This window comes from Oceanobacillus halophilus (genome assembly GCF_003628505.1).
Classification (GTDB): Bacteria; Bacillota; Bacilli; order Bacillales; family Amphibacillaceae; genus Oceanobacillus; species Oceanobacillus halophilus.
Genome location: NZ_RBZP01000006.1, coordinates 116,331 through 139,800 on the forward strand (window position 1 = coordinate 116,331; position 23,470 = coordinate 139,800).

The following is a 23,470-nucleotide window of genomic DNA, read 5'->3' on the forward strand; positions in this document are numbered from 1 at the left end:
CTACTCACTTGCTTCATTATCACTCATACATATCAGGTCTCCGACTGCTAAAAATCGGAACATCTTTTCTAATTTGAGGAACCTTTTCTAAAGAAACAGCTTGCACGAGAGTTTCTTCTTCTGTTTCGCTTCCTTCTTGTAGTGTGTTGCCCCAAGGATCAATAACCATTGATGTACCAGCAAATTCTTCCCCGTCATACTGGCCAACACGGTTACACGATACAACATAATATTGATTTTCTATCGCTCGAGCAATTTGCAGTGCTTTCCAGTGTTCTTTTCTTGCTGTCGGCCATTCCGCAACAACATATAAAATCTGTGCGCCCTTAAGTGCGAGACTTCTTGCTAATTCCGGAAAACGGAGATCATAACAAATAATTAATCCCATCTTTATCCCATCTAATTCAAAGATTTCAGTTCTCTCTTCACCAGCAGCTAAGTATTTAGGCTCATCTAGCATTGGGACAAGATGGATTTTATCATATTTGTAGACGACTTCTCCCTCACGATTAATCACTAGACTTGAATTATAAAATTTTCCGTTCTTTTTATTAGCTATGGAACCTCCAACAACATTAATATGATAGGCCTTTGCTAGGTCTTTTAAAAAAGATGTTGTTGGTTCTCCATTTGTATCCGCGATTCCTTCCAACTGCGGCAAGGTATAAGCAGTCGTCCACATTTCTGGAAATACAACCATATCAGGATTTTCTTTCTCAACCATTTCCTTTACCCATACCTCCATCTTCTTCCGGTTTTGTTCCGGCTTTCCTGCAATTATATCCATTTGAAAAATAGCATGTTTCATTCACAAACAACCTCCCCCAAGATTTATTCATATGCTATTTAAACCATCCCTTCTCCCTAATTCGAGAGATAGCTTCAATACGATTGCTGACATTCAACTTATCCATGATCACAGAAACATAATTCCGAACGGTTCCATTTGTAAGAAAAAGCTGACTGGCTATTTCCTTGGTTGTTTTTCCATCTGCAATTAATTTGATCACTTGCTCTTCTCGATCAGTAAGTGGGTTATCCTCCTCGTATGCTAAATCTATTAATTCAGGGGCATACACTTTTCGACCATCCATAATTACTCGAATGGAATTGGCAAGTTCTTCACTAGGACCATCCTTTAGTAGATAACCGCTAATTCCTGCTTTCCTAGCACGTTCAAAATAACCTGACCGAGCAAACGTTGTTAGAATAATTACTCTACAAGATGTGTCTCTTAATTCTTCTGCTGCATCTAGCCCAGTCTTTATCGGCATTTCAATGTCCATAATGCAGATATCAGGCTGAAGTTGTTTTACGAGCATAATGGCTTCTTCCCCATTACTGGCTTTTCCAACAACCTCCATGTCATCTTCCAAATCAAGAAGCGCTCCTAGTGCTCCAAGTAACATTCCTTGGTCTTCTGCTATGACAATTCGAATCAAGACAACCCCTCCTATTTTGTTTGTCTGATTACTTCTGGAACTTGAATGGTGATAGTAGTACCTTCTTCGTGGTCGGATTCCACGTTCAAATTCCCATTTAAAAACTCTAATCTTTCTCTCATACCACGGAGTCCATTCCCTTTCAGATAATCCGATTCATTACATATTCCAATACCGTTGTCCTGAACCTTAATCACAACTTCACTGGACGACTGCATAATGGATATATGACATGCTGTTGCTTTACTATGTTTTACTATATTAGTTACCGCTTCTTTCAAGCACATACTAAGCACATTTTCCACTAGTAATGGGGCAGAAAACTTTTCAAAATCACCATTCCATGTTCCTTCTATTTGAGCAGCTTTTAATACTTGTTTAATATGTACGATTTCATCTTTTAATTTAATACTTTTCATCGTAGAGACAATTTCGCGAACTTCTTTTAGAGCGGTCCTTGCAGTTTGATGAATATCTTGTAACTCAAGTTTAGCTTTACTTGGTTCTTTCTCAACTAATTTCCCAGCTAAATCACTCTTTAAACCAATTAGAGAAAGCTTTTGACCTAACGTGTCATGTAAATCACGTGCAATTCGCTGACGCTCCTCAGCCACCAGTAACTCAGAAATCCGCTCATTTGCATCTTCTAATTTACTCTCTAACTTTTCCCGCTTATTCCGATTATACATATTAAATGGTAAAAGAATGACTCCGATAATAGTTATAAATACAAAAGGAAGCTGGGTAAGAAACACAGGATATTGATAGACAAATCCTAAACTTACAGCTGCAATTGTTGTAACAAGATGGACAACATAGAGAGTAATAAATCCAGCCTTATGTTGAATATTTCCAATAAAAAAGGCTAAAAAAAGCGAGAAATAAACATACCCGAAATACAGGGTCATTCCAATACTGATCGCTATCTCAATCCCTACGGAAACATAAACAGTCCATCCCTTTTTTATAAACGATAATCGATAAGTCACGAAAAAAAGCACTATCATTAAAAATCCTATTATAATTTCTAATACCGAAGAAGAACGAAAAATAAAATAAAAAGGAAGCAAGCAAAATGCAATCCAAGCAAATAAACTAAGTCCTGTATTCTTTGGAAAAAGATGATACCAATTCTGCATAAAGCACTCCTAAACGTAACGTTTTAAACTAGTATATCAGAAATTTAGAAAGAAAAACCCTCCAACAAAAAATTGAAGGGCCATACTAATTTATTCTTCTTGAAACTTTGCACTTGTCATTTTCAAGGATACGTTGGTTTTTTGATTTCTTTGTTTAATCAGTTGTTTGTACTCTTTAAAACTGACAAAAGAGCGTGTAGCTTGATCATATAAACGAAATCGAATGGATTCTATACTTGTCTTCAATGTAATGGTTGTCGCCTTTTGCAATGGCGGTGTGGATTCGTGTGCTTTTTCCAATTGATAATTCGGAACTCTTGGGCTTAAATGATGAACATGATGATACCCAATATTACCTGTTATCCATTGGAGTATTTTAGGTAATTGATAATAGGAACTGCCATCAACCGCAGCCTTCACATAATCCCACTCTTCTTCATTTTCAAAGTATGAATCTTCAAATGTATGTTGAACGTAAAATAGCCAAATACCTAATGAACCAGCTACGAACAAAATTGGAAGTTGCACGCTTAAGAATGCTTGCCAGCCAATTGCCCAAATTAATACAGCATAGATAGCTACAATAGAAACATTAATAAGATAGGTATTCCATCTTTCCTTTTTCTTCGCTCCTTTGCGATTGATGCGGTTTTCAAGTAAGAAAAGATAGATTGGCCCAAGCCCAAATAGTACGATTGGATTACGGTAAAGCCGATACCCTAATTTCCCCCAAAAAGATGCTTCTGTATATTCCTCTATTGTCATCACCCATATATCACCAGTTCCTCGTTTATCAAGGTTACTGCTAGTTGCATGGTGAATGGCATGATTTCGTTTCCACTTTTCAAAAGCGAAATGGGTAATGATTCCTGTTATAGTTCCTACAATTCGATTGGCTTTACTATTTTTAAAGAATGACATGTGCGTACAGTCATGAAAAATAATAAAGATACGAACGACGAATCCCGCTGCTATCACTGATAAAACAAGACTCAGCCATATAGAGATGGACAAGCTTTGATAAGCTAAAAACCAAAGCAGGAAAAATGGGACAAAGGAATTAATTATTTGCATAATACTTACCTTTAAATCTGACTTTGCAAATGGTGCAACGCTTTTACGTAATTGTGCTTGTTTTTGTTTACTCATATTTACCTCCTGATTTCTTAGCTTCGTTATTACCTAGTTTAAGAACAAAAACCACATATTATAAGTCATAAACGTCAGCAAAACCATATGACAAATGTCATATGGTGCCTGTCACTCCCCGGATTTTGTCGAATTGTTAGATGTACAAAAGGGTCCCAACCCTATATGGATTGGGACTTCTTCTTTTACTTAACTTATTTAACTGATGACGAATCTAAAAGCAGTTTCTCTAACTCTAATGGATGGATGTATTCTCCATCTTTATATACTCTCATGTTCCCGCCAGAGATTTCATCAATTAGTATTATTCGATGATCAGCATCTCTTCCGAATTCCAGTTTAATATCATATAGTTCCATGCCTTTTTTAGCTAGTTCTTCTTTAACAGTGTGTGAAATTTCTTTGGTCAGGCTCTTTAATTCTTCATACTCTTCTTGGGATAAGATTCCCAACATATCGAGTGCATCACGACTGATTGGCGGATCTCCTCGTTCATCATCTTTTAATGTTACTTCAACGAATGCATCCAGCTGCTGGCCTTCTTCCGCATATTTCCCATATCTACGTAAAAAGCTGCCAACTGCACGAAATCGGCAAATTACTTCCAGTCCTTCTCCAAAAACCGTTGCTGGCACGACGGTCATCTCTCGGCTGTCCACATTAGCATCAACATAGTGGGTTGGAATATTTTTTTCTTTGAACTTTTCAAAGAAAAACTGAGTTACCTTTAAGCCTGCTTTACCGGCACCTTCAATAGAAAGTCCAACGGTATTTGCACCTGGATCAAATACCCCATCTTCTCCTGTCACATCATCTTTGAATTTCAGTAAATAATGTCCATTTTCTAATTCATATACATCCTTCGTCTTGCCAGAGTATACTTGTTTCATCAATAAGGCACCTCTTTGGTTGGAATTTGTTAGAATTCTTTAAAATTATTATTTCATATAAAAGGTTACGTGTCACGGTGTTTTTGGACACTTCCCATGTTCTAATAAAAAATAGTGGCTTGTATCATGGGAGGAAACGATAAATTTTGGTTAGTCGACTATATGCACTTGCAATCTACTATAAAAAGAGCTTTTATAAATCCCATATAGTATTTTCCGCTTCTTTTATTCCACGACTTTGCATCCTATAGAACAAAGGGCTATTCTTTATTGTCACATTCTGTATAATAGATACTAAACACTAAATAACTGGAGGTGGCAAAAATGAATACAAACGATGTTATACAGAAATTTAAAAATCGGAAACCGTCCATTTTAGGTGAAGAAAATTATTTTAAATCTTCCGTGCTGCTTCCACTTATAGAGAAGGAGAACGAAACACACATTTTATTTGAAGTTCGATCCATGAATTTACGTCGACAACCAGGAGATATTTGTTTTCCAGGTGGAAGAATGGACAAAGAAGACCAGACTCCGCTGCACTGCGCAGTACGAGAAACTTCGGAAGAATTAGGCCTAGCAGAAGATGAGATAAATGATGTTATTCCACTCGATTATGTAGTTGCAGATATGGGACGAATTATTTACCCATTTATAGGACATATCACCAATCCGAATAATATTGTTCCAAATGAGGATGAGGTCGGGGAAATTTTTACGATACCGCTAAATTATTTACTTCAGACTGAACCGGAAGTGTATAAAATTAATGTGCAATTGAAGCCAGAGGATGATTTCCCATTTGATTTAATTATTGGCGGTGAAAATTACCAGTGGCAAATGCGGCATATTGATGAAATGTTTTATAAATATAACGGTAAAGTAGTATGGGGACTAACCGCAAAAATCTTAAACCACTTTATATCTCAATTGAAATAGGTGCCTGTCACTCCCCGGATTTTGTCGAATATAAAAACCCAAGCATCTTGGAATTTTGATGCTTGGGTTTTTTGTGTTATTTTATTTCCATTTCTACTGGCAGGTTATTAGCTATAATTTCTTTGTACTTTTCCTTTTCGTCTTCGCTCATCCATATATGAATGATTCCATGGTCTTCACTGGTTCGAATCAAACGTCCTACTCCTTGTCTTAGTCGAAGCAGCATATATGGAAGGTCCACTTCTTTTTCCGAATTCTGTGCATGCTTCCTCTTTGCTTTGAATACAGGGTCGTTGGGCGGAAATGGAAGAGATGAAATAATTACTTGGGTCAATGCCTCCCCTGGAACATCCAGTCCTTCCCATAAATGATAGGTACACAGAACTGCAGAATGATTCAATTGAAATTTCCGTACGGTTTCACTAATTTCCTGATCCCCTTCATAGAGGATTGTAAAATTCCATTCTTTACTATTTGCCCAACTTCGAAAATCTTCCATTTCTTCTTTGGATGAAAAGAGCAGTAAAGAATGACCTCTGTTTTCCTGAAGGGAATCCCCTATTTTACTCCACTTCTCACCATCATTTATGTGGCCAGATATCTTCATCTGCTCCTCATAATCAAATGGAGAGTTTACGGAGAAAGAATCATATTTTCCTATACCGAGACTTCTTGCTAAATAGGCAAAATCTCCACCCTGTGACAATGTTGCTGAGGAGAAGACAAAAGGAATTTTTTTGGAGAATACTTCCTTTTTCAAAACCTCTTCTACGAGTCTTGGCATAATTACTAAGCTCGTAGTCTCTCCGTTCTCCTCTAACCAATAGATCCCTTCATCATTTCTCAACAGAATTGATAAACCATTGGAGAAGAACTCTAAGTATTCTTCGATTATTTTTATATGATAATCATCCATTGTAAATAATTCCGAATCAAATACAAGTTCTTCCAGTAATTTATTTACTTTTCCATAAAGTTTTTCAACAACTTTCGTAATACTGGGTGTTAACAAAACTTCCTGCCGATTAGATCCTTCGACAGGATAAGCAACTTCAGCAAATAGGTCGAACAGTTCATCATTTTCCATTAAAATATCTTCTACTAATAATAGTGACTGCTCGCGAACATCTTGCCCCATATAACCTGTTAGTACTTTTGTAAGTGTATCAAGATTATAACGGTAGGTTAGGCCTTTTTGTGCAGCAAATTCCAATAGATGTCCCTCATCAAAAATAACAGAACTAGCTTCTGGAAGTAGCGGCATCTGTCCTTCTCGTTTCCGAGATTCTTTTGTCCAAATATGTTCCATGTAAAAGTCGTGCGAACATATAATAATATCTGTCGCATGTCGGTAATACTCCCTATTTAACGTTTGCCCACTTCGATGACGAAATTCACAGGTAGAGCATTGCTGAAGGGGATCCCATGCAATCTTTTCCCATGACTCATTGGATACCCATGGATACTCTTTACGGTCCCCATATCGCTCAAAGCTTTTCATGGAGGTTCCCGTATTAAATACAAATTCAGGTATCTCTTGATATACCTTGGAAATATCCTCATTATCTGTCTTGTTAACAAGTGCATCCAGTTTCCGGACACAAACATATTGCTCCCGGGACTTAGCTAAACGCACATCAATATCAAGTCCCAATGCTTTTTCAAGTTTTTCAATATCTCCGCCCTTTTTAACTAACTGTTCAATTAACGTTTCATCTGCACAAGAAATAATTGCCGGTCTTCCCTTATAACGTGCATAGCAAATGGCATATAGTAAGTAAACAAATGTTTTCCCAGTCCCTACTCCAGCTTCGGCAAAAATCGTTCGTTTATGTTTAAAGGCCTGTTCCAATTGAAATGCCATATAAATCTGTTCATCACGCAGTTCATATCCTTGTTCAGGTAATATATCGTAAAAAACATCGCCGACATAATCACCTAAGCGTTCGAAAAAGTTTTCTGTTTTGGAAACAGTAAATGGTAGTGAATGACTTCTATTCATGATAAACTCCTTCATCAACGTGCATACCACGTCATACATTACAAATTTAAAATATGTATTGCTTTCAGATTGCTTCAATCTATCCTAGTTTAGAAAAATACTAAAATCTTAAGTTGCAATACGTAACATTATACAAGAGATAGCAGAATATACATAAGGCAACAACTTATCATACAGAAAGAAGGATAGCGATGCAATACTTTTATATTGTTCAACCTGGGGATACGTTAGCTGCTATTTCTGAAAGATGGCGAGTTTCCTTAACGTCCCTTGTTGCTGCAAATCATTTAAATTCTCCAAACCTCATTTTCGTAGGTCAACAATTATCGATTCCTCCTGGCGTTTTTCGATACCGTGTCAAATCTGGAGATACAGTCTACAGCCTCTCCCAATATTTTCGTGTTCATCCGTCTATTATTATTCAAAACAATCAACTCAAACCGCCATATACAATTTATGTTGACCAGCTGCTATTTATACCACCAGGAATGCCTTATTATATCGTTCAACCTGGGGACACCTTGCATGATTTAGCTATACGATATCATGTAATAACAAACGGTAATAGAAATATAGAATTATTACAGCACGTTAATCAGCTGCCTTCCCCTTACATCTTTCCAGGAATGTGGTTGCAAATCCCCTACTCCCCTCCTGGGGGAAATGATAAGATTGCCTTTACCGCTAGTCAAAATGGGAATTATGATATTTGGCTTTATCATTCAAAAGACGGTACTATTATTCAGCTCACAAATGGGATAGCGGATGTTTTTTCTGTTCCGGTATTTTCCCCGGATGGTAAGAGTATTGCTTTTGTCGGAAGGGAACGTTTGCTGTATGTGATTGACTTGGAGAACGATCGTTTATCAACCATTGATCAGTTTCATATGAACGATGACCTCCATATAGCTTGGTCTCCAAATAGCTCGACACTCAGTTATACAACAAGAAACCAAATCATATTCTATCAACTTACTAGTCATGCTGCTCAGAGTATTAAACAAACGGGAGCAACCAATGTACAATGGTTTCCTAATGGGTCAGAAATTGTTTACCAAGCACCTGATGAGAATGGGATTAGTCAGGTATATCGAATTTTAGTGAATGGCACCGAGAGGCGACTTATTACCAATAATACAAATGGTCCCCTTCATGCTATTCAACTGTCCCCAGATGGTGACTTTTTGCTTTACACAACACCAGGAGCTAGCATTTCCCTTATACATACCATCGAACTTTCGACTGGAACTATTTTTGCACTAGAAGGAGGGCCTCTTGCCAAAAACTATTATCCTAGATGGAATCCCCATTCACAGACAATAGCTTTCAGTGCTACAGCATATGAGGAGTTAGGGTATTTTAATCAGATTAGAACAGCAGAAAAGAATGGGGAGCAAGAGACCATCCATGCCTTATCCAATTGTTTTGCAAGCCCAGTTACATGGTCAGTGGATGGGGATAAAATAGTCTATTTATCTGGATGTCAAGGTCAGGAATTTGCTAGCGAAATATGGATGATTGATTTAAACGACCCAGTTCCAATAAAGCTACTAGAAAGTGACCTTACAATAATTTCGTTAAATTGGAAACCATAACAACTTTTTTGATAGAAACCTTTATACTATCCTAAATATTAAAAAACCATTGATATTTATTCATTCAACTGTACAATAACAGTTATAGTATTTCATTGTGCTATGTATTTGGATTTGGACAGAAGGAAGGAATATCAATTGGAAAAGGCAATTAGAAAAGAAAAAAACACTCAACCGGAGAATCAAACTGTTTACTCTATCTTATTTATTATAGGAATATGCCACCTCCTAAATGATTCGCTGCAAGCTGTTATTCCTGCGATGTTTCCTATTTTGGAAAAATCACTCGGATTAACTTTTACTCAACTCGGACTCATTACTTTCACATTAAATATGGTTTCCTCCGTCATGCAACCTGTCATTGGAATGTATACCGATAAGAAACCAATGCCATATGCGTTACCAATCGGTCTATCATGCAGTATGATTGGCATGCTTGGTTTAGCTTTAGCACCTAATTTCTGGATGATTCTTGTTAGTGTTCTATTCATTGGTTTTGGATCAGCTATCTTTCATCCTGAGGGATCAAGGGTTGCTTATCTGGCTGCTGGCAATCGAAGGGGATTAGCCCAATCTATTTATCAGGTTGGCGGGAATTCAGGACAAGCATTAGCACCTATCATTACCGCATTAGTACTCGTTCCTTTGGGCCAATTTGGAGCCATTTGGTTTACATTAATTGCTGGATTAGCTGTCTTTTTTCTATCTTATATTGCAAAATGGTATGCGGTTCAGATTAAGGAATTCACAAGGTCAAAGGCTAGTCGTAAAAGTAACAAAACGAGCAAAAATATGTCTAAGGCCATAAAAGGAGCACTTATTGTTCTTGTCTTTATCGTTTTTGCACGTTCTTGGTATGCAGCTGCTATCTCTAATTTCTATGCGTTTTATGCTATAGACAGTTACGGAATTACCATTGCCAAGTCACAAATATACATATTCACCTTTTTAGCCATGGGAGCTGTCGGTACTTTCTTAGGCGGGCCATTAGCTGATCGATTTGGAAAAAGAAATATTATTCTATTCTCGCTTGTTGGTACTGCACCTCTAGCATTACTACTCCCATATGTTGGACCAATCAGTGCGATTGTTTTACTTGCAGTCATTGGGATTATTTTAATGTCAAGCTTCTCTGTCACCGTTGTCTATGCTCAGGAGCTAATTCCAGGAAAGATTGGCACCATGTCTGGACTAATCGTTGGATTAGCATTCGGAATGGGGGCAATTGGTTCTGTGGCACTGGGGTCTTTAATCGATTTGCTTGGACTAACACCTACCATGATTGCCATATCGTTGTTACCGTTGTTGGGCTTTTTAACCTATATGCTGCCAACAGACGAGAAAGTTAGCCAATGGTATGCATAAGGATAAATAGTAAATGCCGATATACCTTCATTTATGCGAGCGGTTCCCGGAAACGCCAAAATAAAAGCAGGTTTTCTCTCCCCCAAGAGAAAACCTGCTTTATATATATAAATAACCCCTTTTTTAAATCTGAAAGTGTTACGTTGAAAGCACTCTTTTCCAGAAAGGCTACCTCCAACGTTACACGTTCATATGCTGCCCCGCATATCCTTTCAAACAAACTTCGACAAAATTCGGAAAGTGACAGGCACCCTCGACTTTGAGTGCAGTCTACAACCCCCTTTGTTCTCTACTTTCAGACATTCGACAAATCTCGGGAAGTGCCTGGCACCATTTGGCGCATGGTTCCGTGTTCTTTAAAGTTGGTGTGCCAGGAGAATGCTTTTTCTAACACATGTGGAGTCTGCCCACCCCGTTCAAGTGCTTCATTGTAGTACTCCCATAGCTGTTCACGATACATTGGATGTGCACAGTTTTCTATTATTACTGGTACACGTTCTCTTGGCGCCAATCCCCTTAAATCTGCATACCCTTGCTCCGTGACAACAACATCCACATCATGTTCTGTATGGTCTACATGGGATACAAACGGCACGATACTTGAGATGTCGCCACCTTTTGCAATAGATTTCGTTACAAAAATACCTATTCTTGAGTTTCTAGCAAAGTCTCCAGAACCACCAATCCCGTTCATCATATTTGTTCCAGTAACGTGTGTAGAATTTACGTTTCCATAAATATCAAATTCTAATGCTGTATTAATGGCAATTAAACCGAGACGACGGATAAGTTCTGGATGGTTTGAAATTTCCTGTGGTCGTAACACTAACTTATCACGGTATTTATCGAAGTTACCAAATACTTGCTCCATCTTTTCTTCGGATAATGTTAATGAGCAAGCAGAAGCAAAATCAACCTTTTCAGCATCAATCAAGTCAAATACTGCATCTTGCAACACTTCTGAGTAAACTACTAAATTCTCAAATTCAGAATTAATCATTCCATGAAGTACGGCATTTGCAACCGATCCAATACCTGATTGTAAAGGCATTAAACTTTCAGTTAATCTCCCGGACTTCACTTCAGAACGCAAGAAATCCAATAAATGGTTTGCCATCATTTCTGTTTCTTCATCTGGTGGCACAATAGTAGATGCTGAATCTACTTGATGCGTAAATACAATCCCTTTTACTTTATCCAGATCAAGTGGAATACCTTTTGTTCCAATTCTCTCATCTGGTTTGGTTAATGGGATTGGTCCTCTTTCCCCCTGTTGCTTAGGACTATATAAATCATGTACCCCTTCTAATTCCTGCGGTTGAGCTGTATTGATTTCAATAATAATATTGTCTGCAAACTCAGCAAATGCTTGTGAATTTCCTACAGAAGTACTTGGAATAAGATACCCATCCTCCGTAACAGAAATCGCTTCCAAAATAGCATAATCTACCGTATCAATTACATCTGCCCTTAGTAATTCTGAAGTATGCGATAAATGCTGGTCTACAAATAGATGTCCACCTGTGTTAATTTCTTTTCTCATAATCGGTTCTGCTTGGAATGGTAATCGTTTATTTACAATTCCAGCTTCTGCAAACATTTTATCGATGTTAGAACCTAGTGATGCTCCCGTATATACGTTGACCTTAAACTGTTCGCCTGCTTCTGCCCTTTTCACAAGCGCAGTTGGCACCGCCTTCGCATCACCTGCACGAGTAAAACCACTTAACCCTAATGTCATACCATCTTCAATCCAAGATGCTGCCTCTTCAGCTGAAATAACACGATCTCGTAACTGAGGGGCTTTTAAAAGTTCTAATTTCTCCTGCATTTGTAAATCCCCCTTATACATAGGTTAATTTTATTATAATCTATAAGAGAGAATTATCGGAAAATTTAGGGTAAAACACAAAATTATTGTTTAACACTACGAAAATAGTGATTAAACCAGAAAATTTTTGTTAAAAAATGCAATTTAGAAACCTAAAAGCTTACGAAAATAACTGGAATAAGATTGACTAACTGGGATTCTAGCACCATTATTCATTTCTAAATAAAAGGTCGAATGGGTATCTGGGTAAATTTGTTTAATATGATTTACATTTACAATAAACGACCGATGACAGCGGATAAAATATTCACGCGGAAGAATATACTCAAATTCATGCAGGGTGTTGGAATGGGTACCAGCATATTCCTCTGCAAAAATATGCGTTTTTCGTTCCTTCGTTTCTAAGTACCTTACCACCTCAAAAGGAATAGGTTTCCATCCATCGCTCACCTTGATTGTAACAACTGATTTACCCTCCGTGTACGCCGGTGAGATAGCTAAGACACAGCCTTCTAACTTATCATTATGATGAAAGGGAACAGCCATACCATGATATGGAATCCCATAAATATCACGATTAATAAACTCTGAAACTTTTTGGCCAGATGTTATGGCTTTGTATGCGATAGTACCTTCTTTAATAGGGTCCCCTGGTTTAATCTTTAAATCAATTCGTTTACTTCGTCGATAGTAAATATATTCCTCTGTATTGGCTACTGCAATGGAAATTTCATCAGAAAAAAGTTCACCAATTACATCTAAAAGAGTCGGGAAAGATAGTTTCTGCAAACACATTTCCTCCTTTTTAGTGCCTGTTACCCCAAAGTTCCATCGTAGTCTGTCGATACATGTAAAAATGAATATATACTAGTTTGATAATAGAAACGACAGATTTCCCCCATTTACTTACTTCAAATCTCCCCCATTAGTATAGCATGAATCACAAATCCGAAGAACCAATAAAATCGACAAAATTCGGGAGGTGACAGGCACCAAAAACTCTGATAATCTATAGTTGGGATATAACGTAAGCGTTTCATCATTGGGGGGTAATTACATGAAGAGGCTTGTCATTTTAGGTGGGGGATACGGCGGTATAAAAGTGCTTACTGGTTTACTAGATTATCAATTACCAGAAGATGTTCAAATTTTTGTTGTTGATCGAAATCCATTTCGTTCTCTGAAAACAGAGTTTTATACGATTGCTGCTGGAACTTCCGCAGAAACCGAAGTTCGCGTACCATTTCCTGATGATCATCGTGTCACTTATCTTTATCGGGAAGTAGCAAAAATTGATACAGACAAACAACAAATCGTATTTGATGATGCTGAGGATAATCTTCCATTTGATTATCTAGTTATTGGATTAGGGTGTGAGGACAACTACCATGGGGTTCCTGGGGCAAAAGAATTTACAGAAAGTGTCCAAACCTTTGCCAAAACACGTCATACTGGTTTGGCCGTATCCAGTTTGAAAGCCTATGGAAAAGTTTCTATTATTGGGGCTGGGCTAAGTGGAATTGAAGTAGCTTCGGAGATAAGGGAAAGTAGACCTGACTTAAACATCAGACTCCTTGACCGAGGACCAACTGTTTTGAAAGCATTTGACTCTAGAATACAAGAGTATGTAGAAAAATGGTTTATTGAAAATAACGTCGAAGTAATTCATCATTCTAATGTAGAATATGTGGAGGAAGACGGGGTTTGTAACAATGGTGTCTGCTATCTTAACGATGTCACCATTTGGACTGCAGGAGTACGACCGAATTATTTGGTAAGAGAATTACCGTTTAATAAAGACAAACATGAAAAAATTATTACAAATGATTTCTATCAAGTACCGGAACAATCAAATATTTATGTGCTAGGAGATTGCGTGTCTTCTGAATACTCTCCAAGTGCTCAGTTAGCTGGACAGCATGGAGAGCAAATTGCTGAAATCTTACTATCCATCTTCCATCATAAGGAACCGAAAAAACCAAAAGAAATTAAGTTAAAAGGAACACTAGGTTCTTTAGGAAAAACGGATGGTTTTGGAAATATGATGAAGTATCCAATGATTGGATTTTTGCCTAGATTAGCTAAATCTGGTGTCCTTTGGTTAAGTAAACGACATTAATTATGGAAATTTAATAAATATTAAGGACCTTGCAATTTTGCCCAGGTCCTTTTTAAATTGCTAGAATCCTCTTCTTCGTCACCAATTAGTACCATTTCTCAAACCTCCATAACAAATGAATCAATTACTTTTTACAAAAACTTAAAACCAAACTTGCAGGGATTTCATACTCCTTTTGTATACTGTTACCTGAACGGAAGTGAAGCAGGAGGTGTATGCGATGCGTTTTATTACCAAGGTTTGCATCAGTTTGGCAGCTGCAATGCTTTGGTTCTTTTAAACCGTTTCTAAATAATCTCTTTCAAATATCTTTCAAACTTCTCCTTTGATAAAGGTTTGCTAAAGTAAAAACCCTGTCCCTGTGGGCAAGAAACTTCACGTAATATACAAAGTTGCTCGTTTGTTTCGATTCCTTCTGCAATCACATTTAATTTTAGTTTTCCAGCAATATCTACAATTCCATTTACAATTGCTTGACTTTCCGGATTCAGATTAATATCCCGTATGAAGATTGCATCTATTTTCAATGTATTTACTGGTAAATGTTTTAAGTATCCAAACGAACTATAACCTGTTCCAAAGTCATCAATAGATATAGCTACACCTAAATCTTTTATTTTTAGCAAAATCGTCTGAGCATTACTGATATTTGCAAAAGCACTTTCCGTTATTTCTAACTCCAGCCATTGTGCTTCCAACCCTGTTTCTTCCAAAATAGCTTCTATCTTATCACTCAGATTCTTCTGGTATAGCTGTTTCGTAGAGAGATTTACAGATAACTGCTGTTTTGGATATCCTTGGTTCTGCCATTGTTTATTCTGTTTACACCCTTTACGCAAAATTAACTCCCCTAATTCCAGAATAAGTCCAGTTTCTTCTGCAATCGGTATAAACTTCCCAGGCGAAATTCTTCCCAGTTCAGGATGCACCCAACGAACCAACGCTTCCATTCCTATTATTTTTCCAGACTTAATATCAATTTTAGGTTGATAATCTAATGTAAATTGATCCGATTCAATTGCCTTTTTCAATTCATTTTCTAACAGTATTCTCTCTAGCGAATTTTCCTCCATATTTTTATTAAAAAACAAATAATTATTTCTTCCCTTTGCTTTCACTTCATCTGAAGCAATATTCGCCCGTTTTAATAACTCTTCCGGGCTCTTTGCATGGAAAGGATACATTGATATCCCAATGCTAGCAGTAATTGTATGGATCTCCTTGGCTAATGTGATTGGCTTCTGTATCTCAACCATTACCTTATCAGCAATCATAATTGCCTGTTCTTTTGATGTATTAACCATAATGATAGCGAATTCATCTCCGCCAATTCTCGCAATAAAATCCTTTGGGTTTAGCATCATTTTTAAGCGATTAGCAATCTCTATTAATGCTATATCCCCATTTTCATGCCCTAAAGAATCATTTATATTTTTAAATTTGTCTATATCCATATAAAGGACAGCTATTTTAACTTCATTGACTTTAGCATGGTAGAATTCCTTGGTTACATGATTCATAAAATAGGATCGGTTAGGCAATTCGGTTAACGTATCGTGATGGGTTAAATGATAAATCATTTTCTCTGAATATTTTCTTTTCGTAATATCGCGAATTACAAGTACTAAATGGTCAATTTCATCTGATTGGCTAAAAATTGGACTAATATTTGCCTCGACATCTAAATAAGTTCCATCCTTCTTTTCCAATTGAAACTCCATCTCTCCGGAAGGCTTTTTTGTATTAAAAATCGAATTGACCATATATTGAACAGTCTCTTGATCTTCTTTATGTATCCAGGGAATAAATTTACTATGTTCTACTTCTTCTACCTGGTAATTCAATACATGGGAACATGAAGGTGTTACGTAAATGATATCTCCTTCCTTGTTAATGACTGTGATCACATCGGATGTATTTTCTGTTATCAGACGATAAGTTTCTTCACTTTTTCTGATCTGTTCTTCCATTTGTTTTCTTTTAGTTATGTCGTCTCGTATCGAAACAAACTGAAAGGGCTTACCATTTTCATCAAGAAAAGGTACAATGGTCGTATCAAGCCATAGAATGGTGCCATCTTTTGCTATGTTGCGCAATTCACCTCTCCATACATTGCCAGAATTAACAGTGTCCCACAAATTCTTATAGTAATCTCTCGAATGATGCCCTGAATTTAACATCCGATGATTTTGGCCAATTAACTCTTCCTTCGTATATTTCGAGATTTTGCAGAATTGACTATTAACATACAGAATATTCCCCTTATCATCTGTTATGGTAACAATTGCTGCTTGATCCAAAGCGTACCTTAAATCCGCAAGCTCTTGGATAACCTCTTCTAACTTAATTGTTTTATTTTCCTTTAATTCCTCTATATAGTGACTGCGTAATTCAATAAAATTTGTTGTTGTTTTTCTCACCTGTATCACCCAAATATAGCAGATTTTATCCCAAAAATAATTCAAAATTATATAGTACCATTTTACCATGAACATGTGAGAAACTATACTAATGTTATAGAATATCCTTTAGTTACTAGGAAATTGTCAAGTATTATTCACATTAAAAAGGCTCCCGAATAAATCCGAGAGTCTTAAACTAAATCATTAGCTATGAACTTTACTTGCATGAGTCTCTACCCAGTCTTCGCTAACTTTAATAAAATCTAGTGCTTTTTCTATTTGCTCTTCTACTCTATTTTTCGCCGTTCCACCAGCTACATCCCTTGCGTTAACAACCGTCTCTGGTGTGATTGCTTCAAAAATATCTTCTTCAATTAAGTCAGAGTAGGACTGGAATTCCTCTAGTGTTAAATCTAGTAAGTATTTATTATTATTTATGCAATGGAGTACTACTTGACCAACAACAGCATGAGATTCTCTAAATGGCATTCCTTTGCCAACTAGGTAGTCCGCTAAATCCGTCGCATTGGAAAAGTCTTCTCTTACTGCACTGTACATATTTTCTTTCTTTACCTGCATTGACTCAACCATTGGAGCGAATAATGCAAGCGCACCTTTTAGCGTTTCGACCGTATCAAACATGCCTTCTTTATCTTCCTGCATATCTTTATTATAGGCTAGTGGCAAACCTTTTAGCGTAGTAAGCATTCCCATTAAATGGCCATATACACGGCCAGTCTTTCCACGAACTAGCTCTGCTACATCTGGGTTTTTCTTCTGTGGCATCATGCTACTTCCTGTCGAAAAAGCATCATCTAGTTCCACAAAATTAAACTCGGCACTAGACCATTGGACAATTTCTTCACAAAGTCGGGATAGATGTGTTGATATAAGTGAAGCGTTAGCTAAAAACTCCACGACAAAATCACGATCACTAACAGCGTCTAGGCTGTTCTCACAAATCCCATCAAATCCTAATTGTTCTGCCACAAAATCACGATCAATTGGGAAAGTTGTTCCAGCTAGCGCACCAGCTCCTAGTGGGGATTTATTCACTCGTTTCCAACTGTCTGTAATACGTTCCACATCTCGTTGGAACATAAATACATATGCCATCATATGATGTCCAAAAAGTACTGGTTGTGCCCGCTGCAAATGAGTGTATCCAGGCATCACCGTATCCAAGTTTAATTTTGCTTGATTCAATAGGGACTGTTGCACCTTTACCAGAAGCTCCGTGAGATCCAACAGAGCTTCTCGCAAGTATAGTCGCATATCCAATGCCACTTGATCATTTCTACTCCTGCCAGTATGCAGTTTCCCACCTACTGGTCCAACTTCTTCAATTAAAAGTTTCTCGACATTCATATGAATATCTTCATTTTCAGCAGATAACTCTGCTTCTCCACTTTCAATTTTAGCAGCGACTATCTTTAAACCTTCTGCGATCTTATCCGCATCCTCTGCTGGAATAATCCCGCAAACCTTCAGCATTTCTACATGGGCAAGACTACCTTGGATATCATATTTTGCTAATTTCTTATCAAAATAGATGGATGCAGTATACTCATCTACTAGTTCATTTGTTGGCTTCGTAAATCGCCCACCCCATAGTTTCACGGCTTAACAGCTTCCTTTACTTCTAGTTTTACTTTCTCAGTTGACTTGTCTTTAACATGTGTTTTATTCACGGATGCATGTACCTTTGTAGGCAATCCCCATAGTTTAATAAATCCTAATGCAGCTTCATGGTCAAACGCATCATCTTTATTATAAGTAGCCAAGTCAAAATCGTATAAAGAATTGGCAGATTCACGACCTATTACTTGAGCATGACCTTTATAAAGTTTTAATTTCACCGTACCATTCACATGTTCTTGTGTCTCCTTAATAAATGCCTGCAGCGCAGAAGTTAATGGTGAGTACCATTGACCATAATAAACGGCTTGTGCGAATTTTTGTTCTACCGTTGGCTTAAATTCTGCCACTTCTCTAGGTAATGTTAAAGCTTCTAATTCTTGGTGTGCTGCAATTAACGTCATAGCAGCTGGTGCTTCATAAATTTCACGTGATTTTATTCCTACTAGACGGTTTTCCACATGATCAATTCGCCCAACACCATGTTTCCCGGCAATTTCATTTAATTGTAAAATTAACTGATCTAATGGAAGTGCCTTTCCGTCCAGTGATACTGGTTTTCCTTTTTCAAATGTAATCTGAACCACTTGTGGTGCATCTGGTGCATCTATAGGATCTTGCGTTAGATCAAAGGCTTCTTTTGGTGCTTCCGCCCATGGGTCTTCCAAAACACCACATTCATTACTACGCCCCCATAGATTTTGGTCAATACTAAACGGATTATCTAAATCGATTGGAATCGGGATACCATTGGCTTTTGCATATTCGATTTCTTCTTCACGAGACATTGCCCATTCACGAACTGGAGCAACAATTTTCAAATCAGGATTTAATGCGGTGAAAGAAACATCAAAACGAACTTGGTCATTTCCTTTTCCTGTACACCCGTGTGCAACAGCAACCGCACCTTCTTCTTCCGCAATATCCACTAAAATCTTAGAAATCAACGGACGTGATAAGGCTGAAATTAATGGATATTTTCCTTCATATAATAAATTAGCTTGTAAAGCAGGCAATACAAAATCATCTGCATATAGTTGTTTTGCGTCTACAACGTAAGACTTAATGGCGCCTACATCAATAGCCTTTTTCTTTACAAAATCTAAATCTTTTCCTTCACCGACATCAAGTGCCACTGCGATAACATCGTAATTGTATTTATCTTGTAACCATTTAATTGCTACCGAAGTATCCAGTCCCCCAGAATATGCTAAAACAATTTTATCCTTCATCAAAAAATACCCCTCTCAAATATGTGCTGTTAATGAATTATTATGCATCATTATGCATAATAATTCAAGTGGTTTTTTAAATTTTTTATTTATTTTTTGTTTTTGGATAAAACAGGGGATTATTAACTAAACTTTCTTTATATACAAACTACCAAATGTCCATTCAAAAAGGAATAAAAAAAGCATGGATTCTTTATAGTCCATGCTTTTTAACAAATACATTAAATATTATATACTCTTCAATGCCTCTTCTACCGAGTTCTCTCCTGATATTAAATCGAAGGAACGTTTATAGGTATTTTCTTTATTTAATGCCGATACAACAACTCTTGCTACATCTTCACGTGGGATGGTTCCTGCTTCTAAGTTTTCTGCGGCTTTTACTTGGCCTGTTCCAGGTTCATTTAATAATCCTCCTGGGCGAACGATGGTGTAATTTAATTCACTAGCAACAAGCAGACGGTCTGCATAGTGCTTGGCTACCATGTATGGCTTGATTGGACTATCTTTCCAACTTTCTCTATCATGAGCTTGGAAGGCACTTACCATGACAAAGCGTTTAGCACCGGCCTTTTCAGCAGCCTCTACAGATTTCACAGCACCATCTAAGTCCACAAGTAATGTTTTGTCTGGACCAGTTTTTCCACCAGAACCTGCAGAAAATATAACTGCATCACAACCATTCATCGCTTCAGCAATTTCGGCTACACTTCCTTCTAAATTCGCCACTACCGCTTCTACACCAGATTTTTTTAGCTCCTGTGCTTGTTCTTCACTTCGAACCATAGCCCTTAATGTATGTTCTTTACTGTCTTTTAGTAATTGCACGACATGTTTTCCAATTTGTCCATTGGCACCAATTAATAATACCTTCATCTTGCAAAACGGCCCCCTTCTTACCCTTGATATAAAGTTATTGTTTCAAAAAGGTGAGCAAGTATCAAAATACTTGCTCACTAATATTATTTGTCAAAACGTTTGGAAATGACTTTTATAATCTCCATTAAGACAACGGAAGCTACAGCTATTCCCGTCGCAATCAGCCATTCATTAAATCCAAAGTCGGCTGGTATAGAGAATACATCACGTGCAAATGGAAGAATTGTCAATCCATACAGTAAGAAGCCAACCGCGACTGCACCTAATACATATTTATTTCGGAAAAACCCAGCACCAATGACTGTCTGTGAGTTCGAACGTGCAGCAAAGGTTTGCAATGTCCTTGATAAAATAAGTGTAGTAAAGGCCATTGCAACACCCATTTCGGTAGAATATCCAAAACCAATGTACATGGAAATAATAACCGCAATTCCGATTAATAATCCACGTGTGATAATGGCTCTCATCGTTCCACCGGCAAACAAGCCTTCATCAATTTTACGTGGTTTACGGGACATAATGTCTGGTTCCCGCTTTTCCATTCCTAGTGCTATAGCCGGAAGAGAATCATTCACCAAGTTAATAAAAAGCAGCTGCAAGGCTGTAAAAGGATTAGGCAAGCCAAAAATCACGGCATATAGAATGGCTATAATCGCCCCTAAATTCCCAGCAAACAAGTAGCTTATTGCTTTTTTAATATTATCGTATACCGTTCTCCCAACACCCACTGCATTAACAATAGAAACAAAATTATCATCGGTTAGAATCATCGCGGATGCATCTTTTGCCACATCTGTACCGCTACCCATAGCAACACCAATATCTGCTTGTTTTAAGGCTGGTGCATCATTGACTCCATCACCAGTCATAGAAGTTACTTTATCTTTTCGTTGCCATGCTCGGACGATGCGTATTTTATTCTCTGGTGATACACGTGCATAAACGGAGATGTGCTCTAATTTTTCAGTAAGTTCCTCGTCACTTAAATCATCCAATTCTTGACCAGTTAGTGCAATATCGCCTTCTTCCATTAATCCGATATCACGACCAATAGCTTGGGCAGTTGTTTTATGATCTCCTGTAATCATTACCGTCTTAATCCCAGCTTTTTTCGCTTCTTCAATCGATGCATACACTTCTTCGCGAGGAGGATCTATCATTGCAGTTAGTCCCACTAGTACAAGGTCTCGTTCATCTTTTTCATCAATCGTCTTTTTTTCATTAGCTAAGCGCTTATAACCGTATGCTAATACTCGTAATGCCTGTTTAGAAAACTCTTCATTGGCAGATTCAAATTTGTTTCGTAATTCATCAGTAATTGGTACTTCTTTTCCATACTGAAATACGTAACCAGCTCGATTAAACATTACATCTGGTCCACCTTTGGTAAGCATGACTCGTTCCTTATCAATGGTATGAACTGTTGACATTAGCTTACGATCGGAGTCAAATGGCAGTTCCGCTTCTCTAGGGTACATATCACGAATCTCATCGTAGTCTTTATTATTTTTATTTGCAAAATTAATTAAAGCAACCTCAGTTGGATCACCAACTTCTTTCTGTTCATTGTTAATATACGAATCATTACAAAGCACCATAATATTAACAAGCATCTTTTCGACCTTGTCCCAATCTTCCGGATTATCTGGTAATGCTTCATGATCGTCACCTGGAACGAAATAATCAGTAACCGTCATTTTATTTTGCGTTAAGGTTCCTGTTTTATCTGTACAGATGACACTTGCCGAGCCTAATGTCTCCACTGCAGGTAATTTTCGAATAATAGCATGTTCTTTAGCCATTTTATTCGTACCAACAGAAAGAACGATCGTCACAATTGCCGATAAAGCTTCCGGAATAGCTGCCACAGCTACCGCTACGGCAAACATTAATGCTTCTAATATGGCAGATGTAGTATCTACCGTTTCGTCTCCTAACCAAATACGAGCCGCTTGAATAGCAAAAATCAGTATACTAAGAATTAAGATAGCTACTCCAAGCTTTTTACTAAAGGCTTCCAATTTACGTTGGAGTGGTGTTTGTTTTTCTTCAGCAGTGGAAATAAGGTTTGCTATTTTCCCTATTTCTGTATCTTCGGCGGTTCCAGTAACGACAAATGTACCTCGTCCATAAACAACTAATGAACTACTGAAAACCATGTTAACTCGATCACCTAAAGCTTCTTCATTCTTTATGGTTTCTATGTTTTTTTCTACTGCTTCCGATTCACCGGTCAACATACCTTCATTTACTTTTAAAGAGCCACTTTCCAGCACACGACCGTCAGCCGGAATATAATCTCCCGCCTCGAGTAAAACAATATCACCTTTTACTAGTTCCCGCGCCTCTATAGTCTGGTTAGTTCCATCACGAATTACTTTTGCTTCTGGTGCAGACATATCTCGTAGCGCATCTAGAGAACTTTCTGCTTTTTTCGTTTGAACAACACTAATAACGGAATTTAATATAAGTACGATGAAGATAATAATTGACTCGACTACTTCACCTAAAATTAACTGGACACCTGCAGCAACTAATAATACGACCACCATCGGGTCTTTAAACGTTTCTAGGAAAAGCTTCCATGTAGGAACCTTCTCTTTATCTGCAATTTCGTTGTATCCATCTCTTTCCAGACGTTTTTTAGCTTCCTCTTTTGTTAATCCATTTTTTTCAGTAGATTCAACAGATTTCAGTACATCATCGGTACTTTGGCGATAGTACTCCATTAAACCACTCCTTCCATTCTGAATTTAAGGGAGATTAGACCCTTCGTTGTTGCACGAGATTGCCTTCTGGTTCTGCGATATTGTTTGCTCGATTCCCACGGTTTGTTGATCGAATTGAA

The 23,470-nt window shown here is 37.5% G+C and carries 17 protein-coding genes; 4 read left to right on the top strand and 13 right to left on the bottom strand.

Going from position 1 to position 23,470, the window contains the following annotated elements; all coding sequences use genetic code 11:
* Nucleotides 1-19 precede the first annotated feature (19 nt).
* The 5 genes from D8M06_RS09885 to D8M06_RS09905 form a co-directional block, all read right to left on the bottom strand.
* A complete protein-coding gene (locus D8M06_RS09885; RefSeq protein WP_121204241.1) occupies nucleotides 20-808 on the bottom strand; it encodes a carbon-nitrogen family hydrolase in 789 nt (262 codons plus the stop codon).
* 34 nt (nucleotides 809-842) lie between these two features.
* Nucleotides 843-1,442 (bottom strand): response regulator transcription factor, encoded by a 600-nt coding sequence (locus tag D8M06_RS09890; RefSeq protein ID WP_121204242.1) that lies wholly within the window; start codon nucleotides 1,440-1,442, stop codon nucleotides 843-845.
* A gap of 11 nt (nucleotides 1,443-1,453) precedes the next feature.
* Nucleotides 1,454-2,581, bottom strand: coding sequence for a sensor histidine kinase (locus D8M06_RS09895; RefSeq protein ID WP_121204243.1), 1,128 nt, complete (start codon nucleotides 2,579-2,581; stop codon nucleotides 1,454-1,456).
* 90 nt (nucleotides 2,582-2,671) lie between these two features.
* Nucleotides 2,672-3,730: a Delta(5) desaturase DesA gene (gene desA / locus D8M06_RS09900; RefSeq protein WP_121204244.1), complete on the bottom strand. Its 1,059-nt coding sequence runs from the start codon at nucleotides 3,728-3,730 to the stop codon at nucleotides 2,672-2,674.
* A gap of 194 nt (nucleotides 3,731-3,924) precedes the next feature.
* Nucleotides 3,925-4,620, bottom strand: a complete 696-nt coding sequence (locus tag D8M06_RS09905; protein ID WP_121204245.1) for a phosphoribosylaminoimidazolesuccinocarboxamide synthase — start codon at nucleotides 4,618-4,620, stop codon at nucleotides 3,925-3,927.
* A gap of 324 nt (nucleotides 4,621-4,944) precedes the next feature.
* Between D8M06_RS09905 and D8M06_RS09910 the strand changes: the two genes are divergently transcribed.
* Nucleotides 4,945-5,559: an NUDIX hydrolase gene (locus D8M06_RS09910; RefSeq protein WP_121204246.1), complete on the top strand. Its 615-nt coding sequence runs from the start codon at nucleotides 4,945-4,947 to the stop codon at nucleotides 5,557-5,559.
* A 76-nt stretch (nucleotides 5,560-5,635) separates the two neighbouring features.
* On the opposite strand, the gene D8M06_RS09915 is transcribed toward D8M06_RS09910, so the two are convergent.
* Nucleotides 5,636-7,561 (bottom strand): ATP-dependent DNA helicase, encoded by a 1,926-nt coding sequence (locus D8M06_RS09915; RefSeq protein WP_121204247.1) that lies wholly within the window; start codon nucleotides 7,559-7,561, stop codon nucleotides 5,636-5,638.
* A 191-nt stretch (nucleotides 7,562-7,752) separates the two neighbouring features.
* Here D8M06_RS09915 and D8M06_RS09920 point away from each other — a divergent pair, with 191 nt between their 5' ends.
* Nucleotides 7,753-9,156, top strand: coding sequence for a LysM peptidoglycan-binding domain-containing protein (locus tag D8M06_RS09920; RefSeq protein ID WP_121204248.1), 1,404 nt, complete (start codon nucleotides 7,753-7,755; stop codon nucleotides 9,154-9,156).
* A 138-nt stretch (nucleotides 9,157-9,294) separates the two neighbouring features.
* Nucleotides 9,295-10,521 carry an MFS transporter gene (locus D8M06_RS09925; protein ID WP_241558923.1) on the top strand — a complete coding sequence of 409 codons (1,227 nt, stop codon included), beginning with the start codon at nucleotides 9,295-9,297 and terminating at the stop codon, nucleotides 10,519-10,521.
* Between the two features lie 295 nt (nucleotides 10,522-10,816).
* Here D8M06_RS09925 and D8M06_RS09930 read toward each other — a convergent pair whose 3' ends face one another.
* Both D8M06_RS09930 and D8M06_RS09935 read right to left on the bottom strand, forming a co-directional pair.
* Nucleotides 10,817-12,352, bottom strand: coding sequence for an acetyl-CoA hydrolase/transferase family protein (locus D8M06_RS09930; RefSeq protein WP_121204250.1), 1,536 nt, complete (start codon nucleotides 12,350-12,352; stop codon nucleotides 10,817-10,819).
* 144 nt (nucleotides 12,353-12,496) lie between these two features.
* Nucleotides 12,497-13,141, bottom strand: a complete 645-nt coding sequence (locus D8M06_RS09935; RefSeq protein ID WP_241558924.1) for a LytTR family DNA-binding domain-containing protein — start codon at nucleotides 13,139-13,141, stop codon at nucleotides 12,497-12,499.
* 268 nt (nucleotides 13,142-13,409) lie between these two features.
* On the opposite strand from D8M06_RS09935, the gene D8M06_RS09940 reads away from it, so the two are divergent.
* On the top strand, nucleotides 13,410-14,471 hold the full coding sequence (locus D8M06_RS09940; protein WP_121204252.1) for an NAD(P)/FAD-dependent oxidoreductase: 1,062 nt from the start codon (nucleotides 13,410-13,412) through the stop codon (nucleotides 14,469-14,471).
* A gap of 287 nt (nucleotides 14,472-14,758) precedes the next feature.
* Here the strand turns inward: D8M06_RS09940 and D8M06_RS09945 are convergent, their stop codons facing one another.
* The 5 genes from D8M06_RS09945 to D8M06_RS09965 all read right to left on the bottom strand — a co-directional run bounded on the left by D8M06_RS09945 (nucleotide 14,759) and on the right by D8M06_RS09965 (nucleotide 23,351).
* Nucleotides 14,759-16,891, bottom strand: a complete 2,133-nt coding sequence (locus D8M06_RS09945) for a sensor domain-containing protein (RefSeq protein ID WP_241558925.1) — start codon at nucleotides 16,889-16,891, stop codon at nucleotides 14,759-14,761.
* Between the two features lie 186 nt (nucleotides 16,892-17,077).
* Entirely contained in the window at nucleotides 17,078-18,493 is a 1,416-nt protein-coding gene (argH, locus tag D8M06_RS09950; protein ID WP_121204253.1) for an argininosuccinate lyase, read from the bottom strand.
* Nucleotides 18,490-19,746, bottom strand: coding sequence for an argininosuccinate synthase (locus tag D8M06_RS09955; RefSeq protein WP_121204254.1), 1,257 nt, complete (start codon nucleotides 19,744-19,746; stop codon nucleotides 18,490-18,492). The genes argH and D8M06_RS09955 overlap by 4 nt, the downstream gene beginning before the upstream one ends.
* A gap of 225 nt (nucleotides 19,747-19,971) precedes the next feature.
* On the bottom strand, nucleotides 19,972-20,619 hold the full coding sequence (locus tag D8M06_RS09960; protein WP_121204255.1) for an SDR family oxidoreductase: 648 nt from the start codon (nucleotides 20,617-20,619) through the stop codon (nucleotides 19,972-19,974).
* An 86-nt stretch (nucleotides 20,620-20,705) separates the two neighbouring features.
* Complete coding sequence (locus tag D8M06_RS09965; RefSeq protein ID WP_121204256.1) at nucleotides 20,706-23,351, bottom strand: cation-translocating P-type ATPase; 2,646 nt, start codon at nucleotides 23,349-23,351, stop codon at nucleotides 20,706-20,708.
* Between the last annotated feature and the right edge of the window lie 119 nt (nucleotides 23,352-23,470).

Excerpts from the sequence above, each read along its gene's own strand:
- D8M06_RS09885 (WP_121204241.1), bottom strand. The coding sequence starts at position 808 with ATGAAACATGCTATTTTTCAAATGGATATAATTGCAGGAAAGCCGGAA.
- desA (WP_121204244.1), bottom strand. The coding sequence starts at position 3,730 with ATGAGTAAACAAAAACAAGCACAATTACGTAAAAGCGTTGCACCATTT.
- D8M06_RS09930 (WP_121204250.1), bottom strand. The coding sequence starts at position 12,352 with ATGCAGGAGAAATTAGAACTTTTAAAAGCCCCTCAGTTACGAGATCGT.
- D8M06_RS09940 (WP_121204252.1), top strand. The coding sequence starts at position 13,410 with ATGAAGAGGCTTGTCATTTTAGGTGGGGGATACGGCGGTATAAAAGTG.
- D8M06_RS09920 (WP_121204248.1), top strand. The coding sequence starts at position 7,753 with ATGCAATACTTTTATATTGTTCAACCTGGGGATACGTTAGCTGCTATT.
- D8M06_RS09905 (WP_121204245.1), bottom strand. The coding sequence starts at position 4,620 with ATGAAACAAGTATACTCTGGCAAGACGAAGGATGTATATGAATTAGAA.
- D8M06_RS09910 (WP_121204246.1), top strand. The coding sequence starts at position 4,945 with ATGAATACAAACGATGTTATACAGAAATTTAAAAATCGGAAACCGTCC.
- D8M06_RS09960 (WP_121204255.1), bottom strand. The coding sequence starts at position 20,619 with ATGAAGGTATTATTAATTGGTGCCAATGGACAAATTGGAAAACATGTC.
- D8M06_RS09965 (WP_121204256.1), bottom strand. The coding sequence starts at position 23,351 with ATGGAGTACTATCGCCAAAGTACCGATGATGTACTGAAATCTGTTGAA.
- D8M06_RS09895 (WP_121204243.1), bottom strand. The coding sequence starts at position 2,581 with ATGCAGAATTGGTATCATCTTTTTCCAAAGAATACAGGACTTAGTTTA.
- D8M06_RS09915 (WP_121204247.1), bottom strand. The coding sequence starts at position 7,561 with ATGAATAGAAGTCATTCACTACCATTTACTGTTTCCAAAACAGAAAAC.